This is a genomic window from Sphingomonas kyeonggiensis, assembly GCF_014196745.1.
GTDB lineage: Bacteria > Pseudomonadota > Alphaproteobacteria > Sphingomonadales > Sphingomonadaceae > Sphingomonas > Sphingomonas kyeonggiensis.
The window spans coordinates 106501-127590 of record NZ_JACIEH010000004.1; the positions used below are offsets into that span (position 1 = coordinate 106501).

At 66.4% G+C, this 21090-nt stretch carries 23 protein-coding genes; 10 read left to right on the forward strand and 13 right to left on the reverse strand.

Features of this window, described 5'->3' with window-relative positions:
• Positions 1-42: 42 nt before the first annotated feature.
• Together GGR46_RS22005 and GGR46_RS25585 are read right to left on the reverse strand one after the other, a co-directional pair.
• Positions 43-447 (reverse strand): hypothetical protein, encoded by a 405-nt coding sequence (locus GGR46_RS22005; RefSeq protein WP_184000226.1) that lies wholly within the window; start codon positions 445-447, stop codon positions 43-45.
• Positions 444-1460 carry a LysM peptidoglycan-binding domain-containing protein gene (locus GGR46_RS25585; protein WP_246426305.1) on the reverse strand — a complete coding sequence of 339 codons (1017 nt, stop codon included), beginning with the start codon at positions 1458-1460 and terminating at the stop codon, positions 444-446. Before GGR46_RS25585 ends, GGR46_RS22005 begins: the two co-directional genes overlap by 4 nt.
• Positions 1461-1638: 178 nt before the next feature.
• Between GGR46_RS25585 and GGR46_RS22015 the strand changes: the two genes are divergently transcribed.
• Entirely contained in the window at positions 1639-2208 is a 570-nt protein-coding gene (locus tag GGR46_RS22015; RefSeq protein ID WP_184000227.1) for a DUF3617 domain-containing protein, read from the forward strand.
• A complete protein-coding gene (locus tag GGR46_RS25590; RefSeq protein WP_184000228.1) occupies positions 2205-2768 on the forward strand; it encodes a DUF3617 family protein in 564 nt (187 codons plus the stop codon). The genes GGR46_RS22015 and GGR46_RS25590 overlap by 4 nt, the downstream gene beginning before the upstream one ends.
• On the opposite strand, the gene GGR46_RS22025 is transcribed toward GGR46_RS25590, so the two are convergent.
• Positions 2769-3230 (reverse strand): hypothetical protein, encoded by a 462-nt coding sequence (locus tag GGR46_RS22025; RefSeq protein WP_184000229.1) that lies wholly within the window; start codon positions 3228-3230, stop codon positions 2769-2771.
• Positions 3231-3320: 90 nt separating this feature from the next.
• Positions 3321-4478, reverse strand: a complete 1158-nt coding sequence (locus GGR46_RS22030) for an MBL fold metallo-hydrolase (RefSeq protein ID WP_184000230.1) — start codon at positions 4476-4478, stop codon at positions 3321-3323.
• 81 nt (positions 4479-4559) lie between these two features.
• Here GGR46_RS22030 and ligA point away from each other — a divergent pair, with 81 nt between their 5' ends.
• Entirely contained in the window at positions 4560-6689 is a 2130-nt protein-coding gene (ligA, locus tag GGR46_RS22035) for an NAD-dependent DNA ligase LigA (RefSeq protein WP_184000231.1), read from the forward strand.
• A gap of 168 nt (positions 6690-6857) precedes the next feature.
• Positions 6858-9617, forward strand: a complete 2760-nt coding sequence (locus GGR46_RS22040) for a TonB-dependent receptor (RefSeq protein WP_184000232.1) — start codon at positions 6858-6860, stop codon at positions 9615-9617.
• A 104-nt stretch (positions 9618-9721) separates the two neighbouring features.
• Here GGR46_RS22040 and GGR46_RS22045 read toward each other — a convergent pair whose 3' ends face one another.
• The gene (locus GGR46_RS22045; protein WP_184000233.1) at positions 9722-10300 is read right to left on the reverse strand and encodes an HD domain-containing protein; all 579 of its coding nucleotides are present in this window, start codon (positions 10298-10300) and stop codon (positions 9722-9724) included.
• Between the two features lie 192 nt (positions 10301-10492).
• On the opposite strand from GGR46_RS22045, the gene GGR46_RS22050 reads away from it, so the two are divergent.
• The 5 genes from GGR46_RS22050 to GGR46_RS22070 all read left to right on the forward strand — a co-directional run bounded on the left by GGR46_RS22050 (position 10493) and on the right by GGR46_RS22070 (position 15411).
• Positions 10493-11527 carry a sensor histidine kinase gene (locus GGR46_RS22050; RefSeq protein WP_184000411.1) on the forward strand — a complete coding sequence of 345 codons (1035 nt, stop codon included), beginning with the start codon at positions 10493-10495 and terminating at the stop codon, positions 11525-11527.
• On the forward strand, positions 11524-12330 hold the full coding sequence (locus GGR46_RS22055; protein ID WP_184000234.1) for a LytR/AlgR family response regulator transcription factor: 807 nt from the start codon (positions 11524-11526) through the stop codon (positions 12328-12330). The genes GGR46_RS22050 and GGR46_RS22055 overlap by 4 nt, the downstream gene beginning before the upstream one ends.
• A 114-nt stretch (positions 12331-12444) precedes the next feature.
• Positions 12445-12792, forward strand: a complete 348-nt coding sequence (locus GGR46_RS22060) for a hypothetical protein (protein ID WP_184000235.1) — start codon at positions 12445-12447, stop codon at positions 12790-12792.
• Positions 12789-14345 carry a methyl-accepting chemotaxis protein gene (locus GGR46_RS22065; protein ID WP_184000236.1) on the forward strand — a complete coding sequence of 519 codons (1557 nt, stop codon included), beginning with the start codon at positions 12789-12791 and terminating at the stop codon, positions 14343-14345. Before GGR46_RS22060 ends, GGR46_RS22065 begins: the two co-directional genes overlap by 4 nt.
• A gap of 301 nt (positions 14346-14646) precedes the next feature.
• Positions 14647-15411, forward strand: a complete 765-nt coding sequence (locus tag GGR46_RS22070; RefSeq protein WP_184000237.1) for an isocitrate lyase/PEP mutase family protein — start codon at positions 14647-14649, stop codon at positions 15409-15411.
• 256 nt (positions 15412-15667) lie between these two features.
• Here the strand turns inward: GGR46_RS22070 and GGR46_RS22075 are convergent, their stop codons facing one another.
• From GGR46_RS22075 to GGR46_RS22085, 3 genes are read right to left on the reverse strand one after another with little or no spacing between them, the layout of a single operon-like run.
• Positions 15668-15943 carry a DUF3297 family protein gene (locus tag GGR46_RS22075; RefSeq protein ID WP_184000238.1) on the reverse strand — a complete coding sequence of 92 codons (276 nt, stop codon included), beginning with the start codon at positions 15941-15943 and terminating at the stop codon, positions 15668-15670.
• 17 nt (positions 15944-15960) lie between these two features.
• Positions 15961-17619: an FAD-dependent oxidoreductase gene (locus GGR46_RS22080; protein WP_184000239.1), complete on the reverse strand. Its 1659-nt coding sequence runs from the start codon at positions 17617-17619 to the stop codon at positions 15961-15963.
• 48 nt (positions 17620-17667) lie between these two features.
• Positions 17668-18051 (reverse strand): hypothetical protein, encoded by a 384-nt coding sequence (locus GGR46_RS22085; protein WP_184000240.1) that lies wholly within the window; start codon positions 18049-18051, stop codon positions 17668-17670.
• A gap of 139 nt (positions 18052-18190) precedes the next feature.
• Here GGR46_RS22085 and GGR46_RS22090 point away from each other — a divergent pair, with 139 nt between their 5' ends.
• Positions 18191-18604 (forward strand): EVE domain-containing protein, encoded by a 414-nt coding sequence (locus GGR46_RS22090; RefSeq protein ID WP_184000241.1) that lies wholly within the window; start codon positions 18191-18193, stop codon positions 18602-18604.
• Here GGR46_RS22090 and GGR46_RS22095 read toward each other — a convergent pair.
• The 5 genes from GGR46_RS22095 to GGR46_RS22115 all read right to left on the reverse strand — a co-directional run bounded on the left by GGR46_RS22095 (position 18601) and on the right by GGR46_RS22115 (position 21053).
• Positions 18601-18996: an acyl-CoA thioesterase gene (locus GGR46_RS22095; RefSeq protein ID WP_184000242.1), complete on the reverse strand. Its 396-nt coding sequence runs from the start codon at positions 18994-18996 to the stop codon at positions 18601-18603. The genes GGR46_RS22090 and GGR46_RS22095 overlap by 4 nt on opposite strands.
• 112 nt (positions 18997-19108) lie before the next feature.
• Complete coding sequence (locus tag GGR46_RS22100; RefSeq protein ID WP_184000243.1) at positions 19109-19501, reverse strand: MliC family protein; 393 nt, start codon at positions 19499-19501, stop codon at positions 19109-19111.
• Positions 19502-19559: 58 nt separating this feature from the next.
• Positions 19560-19976 (reverse strand): ExbD/TolR family protein, encoded by a 417-nt coding sequence (locus GGR46_RS22105; protein WP_184000244.1) that lies wholly within the window; start codon positions 19974-19976, stop codon positions 19560-19562.
• A 98-nt stretch (positions 19977-20074) separates the two neighbouring features.
• The gene (locus GGR46_RS22110; protein WP_184000245.1) at positions 20075-20665 is read right to left on the reverse strand and encodes a YdeI/OmpD-associated family protein; all 591 of its coding nucleotides are present in this window, start codon (positions 20663-20665) and stop codon (positions 20075-20077) included.
• A 49-nt stretch (positions 20666-20714) separates the two neighbouring features.
• Positions 20715-21053 (reverse strand): DNA primase, encoded by a 339-nt coding sequence (locus GGR46_RS22115; RefSeq protein ID WP_184000412.1) that lies wholly within the window; start codon positions 21051-21053, stop codon positions 20715-20717.
• Between the last annotated feature and the right edge of the window lie 37 nt (positions 21054-21090).

The following is a 21090-nucleotide window of genomic DNA, read 5'->3' on the forward strand; positions in this document are numbered from 1 at the left end:
ATATGGGAAGTGGAGTGGGCCGCGGCAATCGCGTCCCTCTCTCTATACCTCCATGGCATCCGACGGCGGCGGTGGGTATTTGATCGGCTTGTCGCCATATCTCGCCTTCAATACCCGGCGACGCCGATCCTCGGGGCCTTCGTCATCGGATATCTCATCGGGATATTGGAAACTGGCGTCAAATGCACTCCCCACGATGGCATAGGACAGAGTGGACCAGACCTTCCCTGGCTCGGACGCGGACCACGCGTCGAACAGCGCCTTCGAAAGCACGTCGCTGGTGTCGATGTACTCGACACTCCCATTCCTATCCAGAAATAAGGCCTCATAGACCATATCGGGCTCTACTTCCGCATATAGAAACGCACCGTCCGGATCGCCATCAATCACGTCCGCAATCGCCTGACCAATTGCCTGGAGGCAATCTTCCAACGATCTACCTGTCATCGCGTTTCCTCCCAGCGCGCATTTGGGAAACGACGAATATGAGATTCGCCATCAATCCAATAACGGGCCACTATCGTACTGGGCCTCCGTGACCGGCCTTCATAGCTGGCCTGAATATCAACCCTAACAATGTGACCAGCGTCCATCGCTCGGTCCCATTCTCTCTCAAGCTTGGCATAGGGCCCTAGGTTGAAAGAGCCATCTTGAGCAAAATGGTTGAACCAGTCTCTTGGGCCATTGAAGCGCCGTGCGATAACATGGCCGCCATGATCCGTGGCCAGGCGATCAGGCTTTCCTGAATTCCGTTGCGTGGTACCCGACCGGCGCTGCTCTCGGTTGCGAGCGAGAATGCCAGTCACGCGTTTAAATCTATCGACGAAGTCTAGTTCAAAATCATAGCCGTTCTTTATGATATGCCTGTAGGTCGCCCTTGCCTGTTCTTCCAGCGAGGGAGGCCTTGCGGCATTCGGAGGCAACCTGCCGCCATGCGTAGCCATATAAAGCCTGAGCGCATAATATCTTTGTTGAGCGTCTCGCTCCTCATCGAGATACTGCTGCGTAGGCAACATGAGCATCTGCCCAATTCGCAGTTTACCCCTCGGAATGCGATTGAAGCGGGCGAGGTACTCAACGGTCAACCATCTCCGCGTCCGTGCGATTTTGGCCAGGCTATCGCCCGGCCGGGCCACATAGACCCTCCAATTCTTCGGATGCCACGGACCAAGGTCGCTGCGATCGGGAACGTATGGGTCCCGATACGAAGGCTGCCGGCGCCCTCCGTAGGCATCGCGTATGTCCTTTGCAGCGGCCTCGCGGTCGCGCTGCGGAACGTCCTGCGCTGCGTAACCATTCGGATAATACCGCCCCTGACCAACGAAAGTGAAACGCCCGTTTTCACTATCGTGCCAAGGGTTGAACTTGAGCTCGACCCCGGGCGGTGCGCGATAGCCCGTCCGCAAATAGATCGAGAACCCGTTCTCAACTTTTCCCGAATTCGACCGACTTAGCGCCATGCAGCCTCTCCCCACAACGGAGATGCGAACCCAATCGGAACATATCAAGAACATCTAGCCAATTCGGTGCAGATTTACGCTGCCGAATGCCTTCACGCCGCTGGATTGGCGATCCACCCTTGTAATCGGCCGCAACATCAGGTGTGGCTGCCACATACGCCAACCCCAGGGGGACATCATGCGCTTCACGATACTCGCCGCCGGAGCGCTGCTCCCGCTCGCCGCCTGCAACCAGGGGCCCTCGACCGAGGAAAGCGCACGCCGGACCGGCGATGTCCGGCTGGAGAATGCCAGCGTCGAGGAAGTCGCCAAGCAGGCAGTCGCGGCGGATGCCAAGGCACCTGCCCAGTCGGGCCAGTGGGAGACCGGCGTGCAGCTCGTCGCGCTCGAGCCCGGCGGGATGCCCGAGCAGATCGCGGCCAAGATGAAGGAAGACGTGGGCAAGCCGCCGCGGACCGAGCGCGGCTGCCGCAAGGCCGAGGAGCTCAAGCCCTTCGACGTCTCCAAGCTCGGCACGATGGCATCCGGTTGCCGCTTCTCCAAATATCGCTTCGTCGGCGGCAAGCTGGACGCGGCGATGGCGTGCGACACGCCCATGGGCAAGGCGCAGATGAGCTTCGCCGGTACCCAGACCCCCACCGCGTTCGACCTGACGATGACGCAGCGCCAGACCCCGGCGGGGCAGACCAAGGAAACCTCGATGACCGTGCGGATGACCGGCAAGCGCATCGGCGAGTGCAAGGCGTGATCCGCCGCCTGGCCCTACCCGGAGCAGCCGCCGTCCTGGTGCTGCTCACCGGCGCGGGCCAGGCCGGCGACGGCTTCAGCGTGACCGACGCGACTTCGGAGCAAGTCGCCGCCGCTTATGCCAAGGCGAAACCCGGCGGCCCGATGCACATGGGCCAGTGGGAGCGCACGATCGCGATCGCTGCGTTCGAGCTGCCCGGCATGGCGCCTGGCGCCGATCGCGACGCCAGGATCGCGGCGGCCAAGGCGATGGGCAAGACCGAGAGCCTCTGCCACTCCGGCACCGATCTCGCCGCGCCCGAGCCGGCGGCGGTCTTCGAGATGCTCGGCAGCGACTGCCACTATCAGCGCCTGACGATGGGCGGCGGCAGGTTCGACGGCCAGCTCAGCTGCAAGGGCGAGACGCCGGGCTCGAAAGTCGATCTGGCAGTCTCGGGCACCTATGCGGCGGAGCGCTTCGCGATCCGCCTCGACATCGACCAGCAGCCCGCCGATCCCGCCCAGCGGATGAAGATGACGATGAATCTCGGCGGCCGCCGCACCGGGGAATGCGCGGAATAGTCAGGCCTCGGGGCGATAGGCGATCCGCCACATCAGCGCCGCCGTCCCCGCCGCGAACAAGGCGAGTATCCCGCTCGAGGCGACCGCGCTGATCCAGCGGAACAGCAGCGCGCGATTGTCCATCGGCGGCATCTCGAACAACCCGAAGCCATAGGTCTGCGCGCCGACGAAGATGGCGAGCGCCGTGACGGCGCCGACCAGCGCGGCGTGGTGGGCGCGGCGCAGGCCGGCGACGTGCATCACCAGCCAGAGCGGCCCGCCCACCGCGGTGATCGCGATGCCGGCAATCAGGCTGCCGATCAGCCAGCCGCCCATCAGGCTCAGCGGATCGCGCTTGCCGCCGAGCACCAGCAGCGCGAGCACGATCAGCCCGGCAAAGGCGCTGCCCGCGCCGAGCGCCAGCCCGGCCCGGTCGATGGACGTGTCATAACGTTGCGCAGCTTGTGTCGCGCGTTCTTTCACAGGGGACCCCTCCCGATTCCGCGCAGGATAGACCGGCGTGCCGAGTCCCTTCAAGCGCCTGGAAGGCAAGCAGGGCCTCGGTTCGGCGCATCAGCGCAGCGCGTCGAAAGCCCCGTTCCGGATACAGGCATCGAGCCCGGCATGGTCGGGCGCGCGCGGTGCGGCGCCGATCGGCGGCACGTCGAAGCCCTGCCCGATCGGATGGGCCGCGAAGCGCGCCGGATCCTCGCCCGCGCACTGCATCATGCCGCGCAGCACTTTCGGCGGCGTCGCATAGCCCTCGCGCGACAGGCGGAAGGTACCCCAATGCACCGCCAGCGCGTTCGGCCGGCCGAGCCCGTCCCACACCCGGATCGCGTCGGGCGGCCCGATATGGCTGCCGCTCGCCAGCTGCCCCTCGTCGAAGCGGAAGGCACCGATCGGGATCGCGGCGAAGCGGACCGGCCCCAGCGCCGCCGCCTCTGCAGGCCATTTGCCGTCGCCCAGCCCGGTATCACCGGCGAAGAAGAAATTGCCGTGCGGCAGCGTCACCACGAAACTCGACCAGAGCGCGCGGCTGCGATCGGCGAACCAACGGCTGCCCCAATGATGGCTGCGCGTCACCGTCACCGCCACGCCCGGACGCAGCGCGACCCGCTGTCCCCAGTCGAGCGCCCGCGAAGTCACGCCGGCACTTGCGATCACCTTGTCGTTGCCGAGCGACGTGACGACCAGCGGGTGATCGCGCTCCCAGAGCCGCTTCAGCGTCGGCAGGTCCATATGGTCGTAATGGTTGTGGCTGACGAGGACGAGGTCGATCCTGGGCAGGCCCTCGAAGCGCACGCCCGGCTCGGCCACGCGCCGCGGCCCGAAGCCGAACGGGCCGACGGTGTCGCTCCACACCGGATCGGTGAGGATGTTCACGCCGTCCGCCTGCACCAGCACCGTCGCATGGCCGATCCAGGTGACGCGCATTGCGCCGCCCTCCACACGCGCCGGCGGCCTGGCCGGCGTCACTGCCACCCGCGCGGGCCATTTCGGCCGGGTCGGGTCACCGAAGGCCTGCTGCCAGAGCAGCCGGTTGCGCCGCTGGTTCGAAAGTTCGAGCGCGTCGCCATCGGGGTTGAAGAAGCGCTGCCCGTCGAAATGGCTGGTGACGGGACCGCGATAATAGATGCGGTCGAGGAAGAAGGGCACCACCGTCGCGGTCAGGCAGAATGCCACCACGACCCAGAGCAGCGACGAAAGAGCAATCCGGATCAGGCGCATTGCCGACAATGTCGTTACGCTCCCGCGCGTCTTCAAGCTGGGCCTTGATCGGGAAGCCGCCCCCAGCCTAACCCCGGCGCCATGGATCCGCTCCCCCAGACTCCGGAACAGGCCGCAGCCGAGCTCGAGAAGCTCGCCGCCGAGATCGCCCATCACAACCGCCTCTATCACGCCGAGGACGCGCCCGAGATCAGCGACGCGGACTATGACGCGCTGATGCGGCGCAACACCGCGATCGAGGCGGCCTTCCCCGACCTCGTCCGCGCCGATTCCCCTTCGAAGCTGGTCGGCTCGGCGCCTTCGGGCCGGCTCGCCAAGGTCGCCCATGCCCGGCCGATGTTCAGCCTCGACAATGCGTTCAGCGACGAGGACGTGAGCGACTTTCTCGGCCGCGTCCGCCGCTTCCTGGCACTCGGCGATGCCGAGCCGGTCGCGCTCACCGCCGAGCCCAAGATCGACGGCCTGTCCTGCTCGCTGCGCTATGTGAACGGCCGGCTGGTCCAGGCGCTCACCCGCGGCGACGGCCAGATCGGCGAGGACGTGACCGCCAATGTCCGCACGATCAGGGACATTCCCGAGGAGATCACCGGCGCGCCGGAGGTCTTCGAGGTGCGGGGCGAAGTCTATATGGCGAAGGACGATTTCGCCGCCCTCAATGCCCGGCTGCTCGCCGAGGCCGAGGAGAGCGGCAAGGAAGCCCGCCAGTTCGCCAATCCGCGCAACGCCGCCGCCGGCTCGCTGCGCCAGAAGGACGCCGCGGTCACCGCGTCGCGCCCCTTGCGCTTCTGGGCCTGGGGCTGGGGCGAGGTCACCGCGCTGCCGGGCGAGACCCAGGTGGACGTTATCCGCGCGATCCAGGCGATGGGCTTCCCGGTCTCCGACCTGTTCGTCGGCCCGGTCGATCTCGACGCGGCGCTGGCGCAGTACAAGAAGATCGAGACGGCCCGTGCCGACCTGCCTTTCGACATCGACGGCGTCGTCTACAAGGTGGACCGGCTCGACTGGCAGACCCGGCTCGGTTTCGTCGGCCGCTTCCCGCGCTGGGGCATGGCGCACAAATTCCCCGCCGAGCGCGCCCAGACCACGCTGCGCGCGATCGACATCCAGGTCGGCCGCACCGGCAAGCTGACGCCCGTCGCCCGGCTGGAACCCGTGACGGTCGGCGGCGTCGTCGTCACCAACGCGACGCTGCATAATGCCGACGAGATCGCGCGCCTCGGCGTCCGCCCCGGCGACCGCGTCGTCCTCCAGCGCGCCGGCGACGTGATCCCGCAGATCGTCGAGAACCTGACCCGCGACGAGACCCGCGATCCCTGGGACTTCCCGACGCATTGCCCGATCTGCCAGTCCGAGGCGGTCGCGGAGGAAGGCGAAGTCGATATCCGCTGCACCGGCGGGCTGATCTGCCCGGCCCAGCGGCTCGAACGGCTCAAGCATTTCGTCAGCCGCGGTGCGCTCGATATCGAGGGGCTGGGCGAGAAGACCCTGGCCGAATTCCTCGATCTCGGCTGGATCGCCGAGCCGGCGGACATCTTCCGCCTCGCCGCGCACCGCGAGGAACTGCTCGGCCGCGAAGGCTGGCAGGAAAAGTCGGTCGAGGCGCTGCTCGCGGCGATCGAGGCCAAGCGCCAGCCCGATGCCGCCCGCCTGCTCTTCGGCCTCGGCATCCGCCATATCGGCGCGATCACCGCGCGAGACCTGCTGAAACGCTATGCGACCTTGCCGGCGCTCCAGGCGCTTGCCGACCAGGTCATCGCGATGCGTGATGCAACCCCGCCACAGATCGGCGAGACCGAGGCGAAGCACCGCGCGCGGCTCGACAAGGCCATCGCCGAGCATATCGGCGTCGAGAATGTCGGCGGCGCGGTCGGCCAGGCGCTGGCCGATTTCTTCCACGAGCCGCACAATCGCGCGGTGTGGGACGATCTGCTGGGCGAAGTCGCACCGCCACCGTTCATCGTCGAGACCCGCGAATCCGAAGTCTCGGGAAAGACGCTGGTTTTCACCGGCACGCTGGAGGCGGTGAGTCGCGACGAGGCCAAGGCGCAGGCCGAGTCGCTGGGCGCCCGAGTCGCGGGATCGGTGTCCGCGAAGACCGATCTGGTCATTGCAGGCCCCGGCGCCGGGTCGAAGCTCAAAAAGGCCGCGGATCTCGGAATTCGCGTAATTACGGAGAGCGATTGGCTGCAAATCGTCGGAAACACTGAGTGACTTTTTTGCAACGCAACAATCCTGAATCGTGGATTAACAGCCTGCCCCCGCAGGACTCGGATTGACTGTCACAGGACCGACATAAATTAATCGCATGGGCGGCGACGACGGTGAACCACACCGCGTCAGTGCAGACGACAAGCACACACCGAAAGGGAAACACCTCTAATGCGCACCAAGCTTTTTGCGGGCGTGGCTTTTGCCGCGCTGATGGTTCCGGGGGCGGCGTTCGCGCAGTCGACCGGCACGCAGGACTTCGAGGGCGAAACCGAAATCGTCGTGACCGGCTCACGCGCCGACAATGGCGTTGGCGGCATCATCGTTCCGGACACCTCGAAGGCCAAGGGTGTTCTCACCCAGGAATTCATCCAGCGTCAGGCGCCGGGCGCCACGGTCAACGACCTGATCAACCAGCTGCCGGGCGTCAGCTTCCAGAACAACGACGCGTTCGGTTCGTCGGGCGGCTCGATGAACATCCGCGGCTTCGACGCTTCGCGTATCTCGCAGACCTTTGACGGCGTTCCGCTGAACGACTCGGGTAACTATGCGATCTACTCGAACCAGCAGATGGATCCGGAGCTGATCGAGCAGGTCAACGTCAACCTCGGCACCACCGATGTCGACTCGCCGACCGCCGCCGCGACCGGTTCGACCGTCAACTACCGCACCCGCCTCCCGGGCAAGGACTTCGGCGTCAAGCTGGTCGGCTCGGTCGGTCAGTTCGGCTTCTTCCGTACCTTCGGCATGGTCGACACCGGCGAGTTCACCTCGTTCGGCACCCGCGCCTTCTTCGCGGCCAGCCACGCCGAGAACTACCAGCCTTGGAACCGCAACGCGCGGGTCAACAAGGACCAGTACAACGCCCGCATCTATCAGCCGCTGGGCGACAATGGCGACTTCCTGTCGGTCGCCGGCAACTGGAACGAGAACCGCAACAACTTCCAGGGCTCGGTTCCGCTGCGTTGGGACACCGTGCAGCGCTCGGTCACCGGCACCGCGCCGAACCAGGTGGTCTCCACCACCCCGCGCAACGTCGGCCCGAACTCGAGCGACCGCTTCCCGCTGAGCCGCGACGAAGCGTTCTACAACGTCCCGTCCTGCACCATCAACACGGTGGCCCGCGCCGGCATCGCCGACACGGCGAACAGCTGCGGCTCGGTCTTCGACGAGCGCTTCAACCCGTCGAACACCGGCAACATCCGTGGCTCGTCGCGCTTCACCCTGTCGGACGGCCTCGTCCTCACGGTCGATCCGTCGTACCAGTATGTGAAGGCCAATGGCGGCGGCACCGTCGTCGCGCAGGAAGCACGTCGTGACGTCAACCCGTCGGGCGGCAACGCGAACTGCAACACCACCGCCAACAGCGCGACCGTGAGCTGCCAGTCGGGCTATTGGGGCGGCACGCCCTATTTCGGCCGCGACCTGAACGGTGACGGCGATCTGCTCGACACCGTCCGCGTGCTCGCGCCGAGCCAGACCCAGACGCACCGCATCAGCGTCACCGCGTCGCTGCGCTACGACCTGTCGCCGGACCAGACGATCCGCGTCGCCTACACCTATGACCGTGCACGTCACCGTCAGACCGGTGAGACCGGCTTCCTCCAGCTGAACGGCAAGCCGTACGACGTCTTCCCGGTGAACAGCCCGATCCTCGACGTGAACGGCCGCGCGCTCGAAAAGCGTGACCGCCTGTCCTTCGCGATCCTGCAGCAGGGCGCGGTCGAGTATCGCGGCGAGTTCTTCGACGGCACCCTGAAGATCAATGCCGGCTTGGCCGCGAAGTTCTTCCGTCGCAACCTGACCAACTACTGCGCCACCTCGAGCGCGGCCGGCTTCGTCGAGTGCTACGGTGACGACACGGCGGCTGGTGCGGCCTGGCTCGCAGCCAACGGTACCCAGACCGTGGTGCCGAGCGCAGCGGCTGCCGCGGGCGCGACCTGCGTCGCCGGCGTCTGCACCTTCCCGACCCAGGGCGCGCAGCAGCGCATCCTGAACTACAAGAAGCTGCTCCCGAACGTCGGCTATACCTGGTCGCTGACCCCGCAGGTCGATGTCTTCGGCAACTACTCGCAGGGCATCCAGGTCCCGGGTACGGACAACCTGTACAACTCGTTCTACTTCCCGGCGACTTCGGAGCGTGCCACGCCGAAGCCGGAAACGACCGACAATTTCGACCTCGGTCTGCGCTATCGTTCGTCGACGCTGCAGGCGCAGCTCGGCGGCTGGTACACCAACTACAAGAACCGTCTGGCTTCGTCCTACGATCCCGAGCTGGACAAGTCGGTGTATCGTAACCTCGGCACCGTGAAGAAGTACGGCTTCGACGGCAGCGTGACCTATCAGCCCATCCGTGAGCTGAGCGTCTATGCCTTCGGTTCGTACCTCCACTCGGAGATCCAGAACAACGTCGAGGCGTTCCGCACCACCGCCGCTGGCCCGCTCGGCCCGATCGGCACGATCGTCTACGCCCCCACCAAGGGCAAGCGTGAGTCGAACGCACCGGTCTACATGTTCGGCGGCGGCGCCACGGTCGACCTCGCGCCGGTGTCGTTCGGCATCGACGTGAAGCGCACCGGTCCGCGCTACCTGTACGACACCAACGAGCCGGCCCGTCAGGCGCTGACCGTCAATGGTGCGGTGCAGACCTGGGAGATCTTCCCGGCCAAGACCCCGTCCTACACGCTGGTGGACCTCAACGCCCGCGTCGACCTCACCTGGGCGGGTCTCAACAAGAAGACCTATTTCCAGGTCAACGTCCGCAACCTGTTCAACGAGTATTGGGTTGGCTCGATGAACAGCGGCAACGGCTCGCTGAACCAGGGCCCGACCTACAATGCCCAGGGTGCGATCACCGGCTACGGCTCGGCGCTGAACACCCAGATCGGCTATCCGCGCACCGTCATCGGTACGCTGGTGGTGGGCTTCTAAGCCCAACGCCGACAAGGCAAGACGAAGCCGCCGCCCTGGGCAACCAGGGCGGCGGTTTTCGTTTGGAGCGGGCTGGTGCCGAAGCTCAGCGCAGCATCAACGAACTACACCTTGGCGTAGATGCTGTTGATCGGCCGCGCGAACACCCGGCGGACCATCGGCTCGAAGAAGTCGAGCGGCGCGCTCTCATAGGCCGGGTCGAACGCCGCCTGGTCGTACTGCTCGCAGAATTCCGCACAGGCCTCGAAATGCGCATGCCCGCGAAAATTCTCGCGGATGTCGCGGTCCATCCCGAGATGGTGGAAGAAATAATAGCCCTGGAAGGCGCCGTGCTTGTCGGCGATCCAGTGCAGCTCCTCGCTGACGAAGGGTCGCAGGATCGCCGCGGCGATCTCGGGATGGTTGTAGCTGCCCAGCGTGTCTCCGATGTCGTGGAGCAGCGCCATCACCACATAGTCCTCGCCCCGCCCGTCGCGGTGCGCCCGTGTGGCGGTCTGCAGCGAATGCTGGAGCCGGTCGATCGCGAAGCCGCCGAAATCGCCGTCGAGCAGCCTGAGGTGGGTCAGCACCCGATCGGGCAGCCCGCCCGCAAAGCCGCGGAACGCCCCGCCGATGATCGCCCAGTCCTCGGCCGTGCCATCGGCCATCGCATGGAATTTCGCCCGCTCGCCGCCGGTTTCCATCTCGCTCTCCATTTCCGCCACCGGTCTGCCGCCGGCGCCGCGAGCCTACCCCTCTTTGCCCCGGCCTGTCAGCGGTGTTAGAGGCAAGGCGTGGCTACCCTGGATCCCAGATCTCCCTTCCTCGCGCAGCCGTCGAAGCCGCCGGCCGCGCTGTCGCGCCCGTTCTTCGAGGACAAGAACCGCGCCTTCTGGATGCTGCAGGCCGGCGGCTGGACCGGCTATCTGCTCCTGCGCACGGTCTCGGTGGTGTCGAACTCGCAGCCGATCCAGAGCGCGATCGCCGGCATCGTCGAGACGATCATCGGCTATTGCCTGACGCTGCTGCTCTCGGCGCTCTATCGCACCTATCGCAAGCTGCCGCGCTTCTCGTCGATCCTGCTGACGCTCGCCACGCTCGGCATCGCCACCACCATCTATGCGATGCTCGACGCCTTCACCTATTCCTTCGTCCGCGGCACGCCGGGGATCACCCTGTCGCTGGTCACCGGCACGGTGTTCATCAACTTCACCGTGCTCGCCGGCTGGTCGGCGCTCTATTTCGCGGTGAATTTCTACCTCGTCGTCGAGGACCAGATCGACCAGATGCAGGCGCTGGAGATCCAGGCGAGCCAGGCGCAGCTGGCGATGCTGCGCTACCAGCTCAACCCGCATTTCCTGTTCAACACGCTCAACTCGATCTCGACTTTGGTGCTGCTCAAGCAGACCGAGCGGGCGAACATCATGCTCTCCCGCCTCAGTTCGTTCCTGCGATACACGCTGGCCAACGAGCCGACCGCGCACGTCACGCTCCAGCAGGAGGCGGAGACGCTCAAGCTCTATCTCGAGATCGAGAAGATGCGCTTCGACGAGCGGCTGCGCACCCATTTCGAGATCGACGAGCGCGTCACCAAGGCGCGGCTGCCGTCGCTGCTGCTCCAGCCGCTCGTCGAAAACGCGATCAAATATGCCGTCACGCCCCAGGAAGAGGGCGCCGATATCACCGTCTCCGCTCGGCTCGCCGGAGAACGAGTGCAGATCGCCGTATCCGATACGGGTCCGGGATTGATCGAAGTCAAGCAGCGGCCGACCCTTTCAACCGGCGTGGGGCTCGCCAATATCAAGGAGCGGTTGGCCCAGGCTTATGGGCCTGACCATCGATTTGAGACGCGTTCGGACCCAGGGAAGGGGTTCAGCGTTGAGATCGAGATACCGTTCCAGATCGAGGAACCTAATCGAGAGGCCGCATGACCATTCGGACCATCCTGGTAGACGACGAATCCCTGGCAATTCAGGGGCTCGAACTGAGGCTCCAGGAACATGAAGATGTCGAGATCATCGACAAATGCTCGAACGGGCGCGAGGCCATCCGTTCGATCAAGACCCATAAACCCGACCTTGTTTTCCTCGACATCCAGATGCCCGGCTTCGACGGTTTCTCCGTCGTCCAGGGCCTGATGGAAGTCGAGCCGCCGCTGTTCGTGTTCGTGACCGCGTACAGCGATCACGCGATCCGCGCCTTCGAGGCGCAGGCGGTGGATTACCTCATGAAGCCGGTCGAACCCGCCCGGCTCGCCGACACGATCGAGCGGGTGCGCCAGCGCCTGAGCGAGAAGCGCGGCGTCGAGGAAGTCGAGAAGCTGAAGGAAGTGCTCGCCGAAGTCGCGCCCGACACGGCCGACGAGATGGCCGCCTCCGCCACCGATGGCGAAATGGCATCCAGCCGCTTCGAGAAGCTGATCAACATCAAGGATCGCGGCCAGATCTTCCGCGTCGACGTCGATACGATCGAGCGGATCGACGCCGCGGGCGATTACATGTGCATCTATACCGGCGACAACACGCTGATCCTGCGCGAGACGATGAAGGACCTCGAGAAGCGCCTCGATCCGCGCCGCTTCCAGCGCGTCCACCGTTCGACCATCGTGAATCTCGACCTGGTCCGCCAGGTCAAGCCGCACACCAATGGCGAATGCTTCCTGGTGCTCGATTCGGGCGCCCAGGTGAAGGTGAGCCGCAGCTACCGCGACGTGGTCGCCCGCTTCGTGCACTAAGCTCTTCTCCCTCTCCCCGCTCGCGGGGAGAGGGCCGGGGAGAGGGGTGTGACGCTCCTCCGTATAGTCCCCAGGCGCAGCTCCGTCGGCCCGCAACCCTTTCTATAATAAGGGGTGCACCCGCCCCCGGCCCTTTCCGCGCCCAGCAAGCTGCGCCCGCGCCTGTCGATCGCGATGGTCTGGCAGATAGCGCTGCTGCTCGCCCCAGGCCTGCTCGTCCTCGCCCCGCCGGTACGCGGCACGATGCTGCTCGTCCCGATCCTCCCGGCCAGCGCTGCCACGGTCGAGGATGTCGGCCTCGCCGCCGGCGCAACCCTGGGCGGCGTCGGACCGCTTCCTCGCTCGCGCTTCGTCGATGGTGACCGCGCGCGCCTGCTCCCTGCCGCGCTGCGCCAGGGCATGATCCTCGTCAGCATTTCGCCGCAGATCTGCGGCGAATTCCGGATGGAACCCCAGCAATGACCGAATTGTCCCTCGATGCGATGCGCCGCACCGGCATGAAGCTGCTCGCCGCACTGATGGGCGTGATGGCGCTCGCCACCGTCGCCGGCACCTTCTTCACCGAAGTGCGCAACGAATCCGTCGCCCTCTTCCTTGCCCTGGCGCTGCCCGCCTGGCCGATCTGGCTGGCGCTGAACGGCCGGACCGACGCGACCGCACGCATGGCCGTGACGATGACGATGGTCGCCCAGCCCGCGGTGATGCTGTTCGTGTTCCAGGGCCAGCCCTGGCAGGTCGACCTGCACATGCTGTTCTTCGCCTCGCTCGCTACCACGGCAATGCTGTGCGACTGGCGCGCGCTGGTCGCAGGCGCCGGCGTGGTCGCGCTCCACCATCTCGGCCTGGGCATGCTGGTACCGAGCTGGGTGTTCCTGAACGGCGGCGGCCTTGGCCGCATCCTGCTCCATGCGGTGATCCTGATCGCCGAGACCGGCGCGCTCGTCTTTCTCTCGGCCCGCCTCGCCGGGCTGATCGACGCGCTCAACGTCCAGACCCGCCAGCGTGCCGAGATCGAAGCGCAGACCGCCCGCGAGCGTGCCCGGCACGAGGCCGAGCTCACCGCCGTCATCGAGACGGTCAGCACCAACCTCGCCGCGCTCGCCAAGGGGGATCTGCGCGGCGGCATCGCCGGCCGCCTGCCCGCTGCCTATGCCGCGCTCGAGGCCGATTTCACCCAGGCGGTGGAGAGCCTCAGCAAGCTGATCGGCTCGGTCGGCATGGGCACCGAGGCGATCCGCCTCGCCTCGAGCGAGATCGCCGCCGCCTCCGAGGACCTGGCCCGCCGCACCGAGAGCACCGCCCACAGCCTCGAGCAGACCAGCGAGGCGATCGGCCAGATGGATCATCGATTGAAGGCGATCGCGATCAGCGCCGATGGCGTCGTCGCCCGCGCCGACGAGGCGATCCTCACCGTGCGCGAGAGCCGCGGCGTCGCGGACGAAGTGGTCAGCGCGATGGGCCGCGTGTCGGACAGCGCCAAGGGCATCGACGACGTCATCGAGGGCCTCGACAAGATCGCCTTCCAGACCCGGGTGCTCGCGATGAACGCCGCGGTCGAGGCCGGCCGGGCCGGCGAGGCAGGCCGCGGCTTCGCGGTGGTCGCCGACCTGGTCTCCGCGCTCGCCATGCGCGCCGAGGAGGAAGCCCAGCGGGCCCGCGAGCAGCTCACCGTCACCCAGGTGGACATCCAGAACGCGGTCGGCGCGGTCGGCAAGGTCGATGGCGCGCTGGGCAGCATCTCCGAGCATGTCGCCCAGGTCCATGAACTGCTCGGCGCCATGGCCGAGGACAACCAGACCCAGGCGGCCGCGATCGGCCAGATCAGCAGCGCGGTGAGCACGATGGACGCCACCACCCGCCAGAACGCCGCGATGGTCGAGGAGACCTCCGCCACTGCGCGCAAGCTCAGCGACGAAGTCGAAGTGCTGGCCGACAGCGCCGCGCAGTTCCAGGTCACCGACGCGATGCCGGCCCGCACCGCGCGTCTCGCTTCGGCAGGCGCGCGGCTGCACTAGGCTTCCTTCAATCCTCCCCCGCCAGGGGGAGGGGGACCAGCGAAGCTGGTGGGGGGAGGATTGAAAATGGCGCGCCCAAGCCGCTCCCAAACCACCCCGGCATCACCGCGAGCGCCGGAACCCGTCTCCCAAGCCGTCCGCGAGCGCTTCGGACGCGGATAGATAACCCAAGAAATGGATCGCCGTTTTCGCGGGTGAAACTGGCGGCATTTGTCAGCAGCATGGCAAAGCGACGCTACGGCCCCCTTGCCCCGATGAACTTACCCTTCTAGAACAATCCGTGAACGAGAGGGGTTCCCGTATGTCCAAGTATCAGAGCTTCGCCGCGCTGCACGTTCCCGGCGATCCGGTCATCCTGTTCAACGTCTGGGACGCGGGCAGCGCCCGCGCCGCCGAGCGCGCCGGAGCGAAGGCGATCGCCACCGGCAGCGCATCGGTCTCCACCGCGCACGGTTTCGACGATGCCGAGTCGCTGCCGCTCGAACTCGCGCTGGCGAACGCGCGGCGCACCGTAGGCGCGGTGGCACTGCCGGTCAGCGTCGATTTCGAGGGCGGCTATGCGGTCGATCCCGACGCGGTCGCCGCCAATGTCGAGAAGCTCGCCGCCACCGGCGCGATCGGTTGCAATTTCGAGGACCAGGTCGTCGCCAGCCACGGCACCGCGGCACGCGTCATGCACACGATCGAGGACCAGTCCGCCCGCATCGCCGCGATCCGCTGGACCGTCGGCCCGGACTTCTTCCTCAACGCCCGCACCGACATCTTCCTGATCGCCAGCGGCGACACGCATGACGCGACGATGGCCGATCAGGCGATCGAGCGCGGCAAGGCCTATGCCGATGCCGGGGCCAGCGGCTTCTTCGTGCCGGGCCTGGCCGATCTCGCGCTGCTCGAGCGGGTGGCGAAGGCAGTGCCGCTGCCGGTGAACTTCATGGCCTTCCCCGGCGCGCCCGAGGCAAAGGCGGTCGCGGAAACCGGCGTGGCCCGCATCAGCCACGGCCCCTTCCCCCACATGGCCGCCCTCAAGGCCTTCGAGGACGCGGCAAGGGCGGTGTTCGCGGGATAAGCCCGACTTCTCAACCGTCATCCCCGCGAAGGCGGGGATCCAGGGTCGCAGGCGATGTCGCTTTTGGGCTCTGGATCCCCGCCTTCGCGGGGATGACGATTAATGGGAAGGGACTGGAAATGTAGGATTTCGCCTGTCACCGTCGACAGGCTCTTTCTCAGCGTCGAACCCCATCCCGGGCGCACGAAGCCGTGCCCCCGCGCACGCGTGGGAGATTCAAGGGATTCAACGAATCGCTCAACCGGTCGGTTGAACGTCAGCCCTCGCTGGTCTCTTCCGCCTCGCCGCCGGCTGCCGGACGCTCGAACCAGGCCTCGACCGGGCCGTTCAGCTTGATGGTCAGCGGATTGCCCTTGCGGTCGACCTTGTTGCCGAGCGCGGCGCGGATCCAGCCTTCGGAAATGCAATATTCCTCGACGTCGCGACGCTCGACGCCCTTGAAGCGGATGCCGATGCCGCGCTCCAGCAGTTCGCGCTGGAAATAGGGGCTGCTCTGGTTGACCGACAGGCGGTCCGGGGGCGTGTCACTCATGGCGCAGCCCTTTGCCGCTATTGGCGCAGGCTTTCAAGGTAGCGGTGGATCGAGGAGACCACCACCGATCCTTCGCCCACCCCGGAGGCGACCCGCTTGACCGAGCCCGAGCGGACATCGCCGACCGCGAAGATACCCGGCTTGGACGAGCAGAAGAAGGTCTCGCCGCTGCCGGTCTTGACGAAGCCGGTGGTGTCGAGCTCCAGGCAGCCATCGAGCCAGTCGGTCGAAGGTACCGCGCCGATCATCACGAACAGCGCGCCCGCCGAGCGTCGGCTGGTCTCGCCGGTCCTGCGGTCGGTCCAGCGCAGCCCCTCCAGGTGCCGCTCGCCCTCCAGCTCGGTCACTTCGGTGAAGGGATGCAGCGTGATCCGGTCCGACGCCTCGATCCGCTCGATCAGGTAGCGCGACATGGTGTCGGCCAGCCCCTTGCCGCGCACCAGGATATGGACGTGCCCGGCGCTGCGGGCGAGGTAGATCGCCGCCTGCCCCGCCGAATTGCCCCCGCCGACGACCACCACTTCCTGCCCGGCGCAGAGCCCGGCCTCCATGTTCGTCGCGGCGTAGTAGATGCCGTTGCCCTCCAGCTCGGCATAGCGCGGCAGGTCGAGCTTGCGGTAGCGGGCACCGGTGGCGACGACCACGGCGCGCGACTTGATCTCGGTGCCGTCGTCGAGCCGGACGGTGAACGGCACGCCCGAGCAGTCGAGCCCAACCGCGCCGCGCGAAATCAGCAGCCGCGCCCCGAATTTCTGTGCCTGTACCTGGGCGCGCCCCGCCAGCGCCTGGCCCGAGATACCGGTCGGGAAGCCGAGATAATTCTCGATCTTGGAACTGGTCCCCGCCTGCCCGCCCGGCGCGATCGATTCGATGACGATCGTGTCGAGGCCTTCGGAGGCGGCGTACACGGCCGAGGCCAGCCCCGCCGGCCCACCGCCGACCACCGCGACGTCATGGACATGATCCGGATCGAGCTCGACGGTCAGGCCCAGCGCATCGGCGACCTGGCCGTTGCTCGGCCGGCGCAGCGTCTGGCCGCGGACAACCACGACCGGCAGGTCCTCGGAGGTGAGCCGGAAGCATTCGAGGAAGCCGCCGGCATCGGCGTCGGTCTCAGTGTCGATCTGACGGTGCGGCAGGCCGTTGCGGCGCAGGAAGCTCTCGATGCGCGCAGTGGCGGCGGCATGGGCCGGCCCGATCAGCGCGATGCCCGCCTCGCCGTGGAGCATCATCCCCACCCGGCGCAGGATGAACGCGCGCATCACCACTTCGCCGATATCGGGCTCGGCGGAGATCAGCCGGCGGAACTCGAGCCGCCCGACCCGGGCGACGCGGGTGCCGGGCTTCGCTCTCGCGGAGACCAGGATCTTGCGGTCGTTGAACAGGTCGAGCTCGCCGGTGAACTGGCGGGCGCCATGGACATGGACGATGCGCTCATGCCCCTTGGCGTCGATGTCGAGCACCTCGACCGCACCTTCGAGGATGAGGAAGAAGTCGACGCTGCGGTCGCCCCGATCGAACAGCGGACCGCCCTCGGGCAGTTCCTCGACGCTGCCGAATGCGGCGACGCGCCCGGCCATGTCGTCATTGAGTTCCGGAAAGGTCTGGGCCTCCCGCTTGTACGGATCGGAAGGATCGGCGGTCAGCTGCGGCTGAAAATGCGAATCGGTGCCCATGCCCCCAGCGTAACGAGGGGGACCGGCGAGGCCAGCCCCCCAAAAGTGTTATCGGCAGTAACGGACGCGCACCGGCCGATCGAGATACGGATCCCAGACGCGGCGGGTCTCGCAATAGCCGCGATAGGAGCGGTAGTCGTTGCGATAGTAATAGCCGTCCGTCGGGTAATAGCCGTGATCGCGGTAATAGCGGCGATCATAGTCGTAGCGCCGATCATAGCGGCGGTCGTTGTTGCTGGCGATCGCGGCGCCAATGGCCAGGCCGGCGATACCCGCGACGATCGCAGTGCCGGTATCGTCATGGCCGCGATAATGGCGGTCGCCATAATAGCCGCCGCGATAGCGCTGCGCCTCGGCCGACGGGGCGAAGGCGGTGAGCGCCGCGGCGCCCATTGCGAAGCCGAGCACGACCCTCTGCGTAAACTTGAACATCATATCCTCCTCAACTGCTGGCGCCCGGCTGCCCGAGGAGGGACGAGTCGCGACGCTGAGGTTATGGAGATAACGCTCGGCGCCTGAACTGGTTCGGAATCGGCTGTTAAGCCGCGGTTTAGCTGGTTAAGGACCCCGCATGCACTACTGGCTCCTCCGCTCCGAACCCGATGTCTATGGCTGGGATGACCTGATCAAGGAGGGCGCCACCGAGTGGAACGGCGTGCGCAACTACACCGCACGCAATTTCCTCAAGGAGATGCAGCCGGGCGACCAGGCGATCTTCTACCATTCGAACACCGAAAAGGCCGCAGTCGGGATCATGGAGATCACCCGCGCCTGGCAGCCCGACGGAGACGACGGCAAATGGGCCAGCGTCGCGGTGAAACCGGTGCGCAAGCTCGCCAAACCGGTGACGCTCGCCATGCTCAAGGCCGAACCACGCCTCGCCAGGCTCGAGGTGCTTCGCCAGTCGCGCCTCTCGGTGACGCCGGTGCGCGACGACGAATGGGCGGTGATCCTGGAGTTGGGCGAAAGCCCGGATAACGGCTAATCGGCCAGGAAGGGCGCCGCCACTTCGGCCGGCACGCGGATCAGCCTGCCGCTCGCCCGTTCGATGATCGCCCAGGTGGTCTTGGCTTCCACCCGCACCTTTCCATCCGCGCCGGTAAACTTCATGTGCCGGTCGAACCGCGCACCGCGCGGGGCCTCGGGAACCCAGGTTTCCGCAACCACCGTCTCGCCAACGGTCACGTTGCCGCGATAGTCGATCTCGTGCCGGGTCACGACCCACATATAGGCGTCGCTATGTTCCGGTGCGGCGACGGCATACCAATGCGCCACCGCGACGTCCTGGATCCACTTCACCCAGACGGCATTGTTGACATGGCCGAGTTCGTCGATGTCCTCGGGCCCGGCGGTGATGGTGGCGGTGTAGCTGGCCATGCGTGCTTTCTAGCGTAACCAGATCCGGAAGCGCAGCCTTGATCGGCCGCGCTCGAGGACGCGGCCGGCACCGACATCGGCAGCAGCGGCCTCGCGGTGCCGGAGAATTGCGTCAGCGGATGACGGTGCAGGCGATCGGCGGCTGGCCCGGCGCCTCGAACGACATGTTGTCGCCCTTGCCCTGGAACACCGTGCCCCCGTCGGAATAGCGGATGCCCGAGGCCATGCGCTCCTGTTTCAACCCGATCGTCCGGCCGGCGCGGGTGAGCGTGGCGGTGCCCTTGGCCGGATCGAAGCGCGCGGCGATCCGCACCCCGTCCATGCAGCGGAAGCGCGCCACCGCCAGCTTTTCCCCTTCCCTGGCAACAGGTGCCTTGTCGAGCGGCGCAGGCGACGCATCGTCGGTGATGTTGGTCTGCTCGCTCTGCACGATATTGGTGTCGGCAGCCGGTGGCTGGCTGGAGCAGGCGGCGAGGGCAAGCAGGGCGATCAGGGTCAGGCGCATCCGGGAGTCCTTGTTCGTCGGGAGCGAAACGAACGTCTAGCCGGATGCGCCTGTTCCGTCAGTCCTCCAACGGACGATTGCCGACGAATCCGAGCTTGGTGATGCCCGCACGCTTCACCACGGCGAGAATGCCGTCGAACCGCTCGTAGCGCGCCTCGGGATCGGTCTGGAGATGGAGCGCCGCGCCCGACTGCCGAAGCCCGGCCAGCCGGTCGGGCAGCGCGGCATCGCGCACCGCCTCGCCGTTCCAGGTCAGCGTGCCCTGCCTGTCGATGGCAAGGACGGTCGGCGGCAGCGGATCGACGACTCGGCTGGGGCCGACGGGCAGATCGACCGGCACCTCATGGCTGGCGATCGGAATGGCGATGATGATCACGACGAGGAGCACCAGCATCACGTCGATCAGCGGGGTGATGTTGATCGCACCGATCGGAGCGGTATCGGGGATGCGACGAGCACGGACGACACGGGCCATGGCACTTCTCCTCGTTATGATGTTGTAACATCACATAGAGAATTGAGGATGGCAATGCCCTTCTCCCTCTCCCCGCGAGCAGGGAGAGGGAGTTGCATTCAGCAATTCTCGTATTTCCAGTTCCGCCGCTTGCCCTCGCGCATCCAGGCCACGGCCTCGGCCACGCGCTTCGCTTTGGTCTCCGGGCGCTTCGCCTCGGCGATCCACTCGCAATATTCGCGGCGGCAACCGGGCGGGAAGGCGTTGAAGCTGGCGGCGGCGGCATCGTCGGCCGCCAGCGCCTCGGCCAGCTCGGCCGGCACCTCGGCCTCGGGCCTGGGCGCGGCGCGGGGACGGGTCGGCTTCGCTTCGCCGAGCAGCGCGACGGCTTCGCGGATCAGCCGCTCGACTTCGTCCGCCGGCGGCAGGTCATCCAGCGATTCGATCCGGCCGAACTGGCCCATCGCCTCGCCTTCCTTGCCGGTTTCATTGCCTTGCCGGTTCCAGAAGCCGAAGCTCGCATGCCCCTTGAACGCAGCCATGTTGGCCAGCGGCTTGCCGTCGAGCGTGAAGAAGGGGTGCGACCATTTGATCGTCTCCTCCACCGCCGGCACCGCGACGTGGAAGCGCTCGCGGATCCACGAAAGGATCGGCCGCGCGAATTCGGCGCGGCCTTCGATATAGGTGTCTACCCTGGAGTCCCTGGCCATGGGACGGCATGTTCCGCCGCCCCGTGGCACAGGTCAATACGCAGCTGCCTCAGGGCTCGAGCGCATCCTCGTCGGCATCGTCGAGGTCGTCGTCATCCTCGAGGTCGTCCTCATCGAAATCCTCCTGGACCTCGTCCTCGGCAATGGCGCGCGCGTCCTCGTCGGCGTCTTCATCCTCCTCGCCGATCTCGTCGTCGACCATACGGAGGTCGTCGGCGTCATCGTCGTCGTCATCGCCATAATCGGGCGCGATGTCGGTCAGGAGGTTGCCGTCGCTCGGGCCGTCATTGGTCGCTTCGAGGATCTCGGCGCGCTGGCTCTCGTCATAGCCTTCCTCGTCGAAACCGTCGTCGCCCGGACCACGACCCGGAACCTGATAGCCACCCATCATCTACCTCGCGCTTTGTGCCCGCCACAGCGGCGAA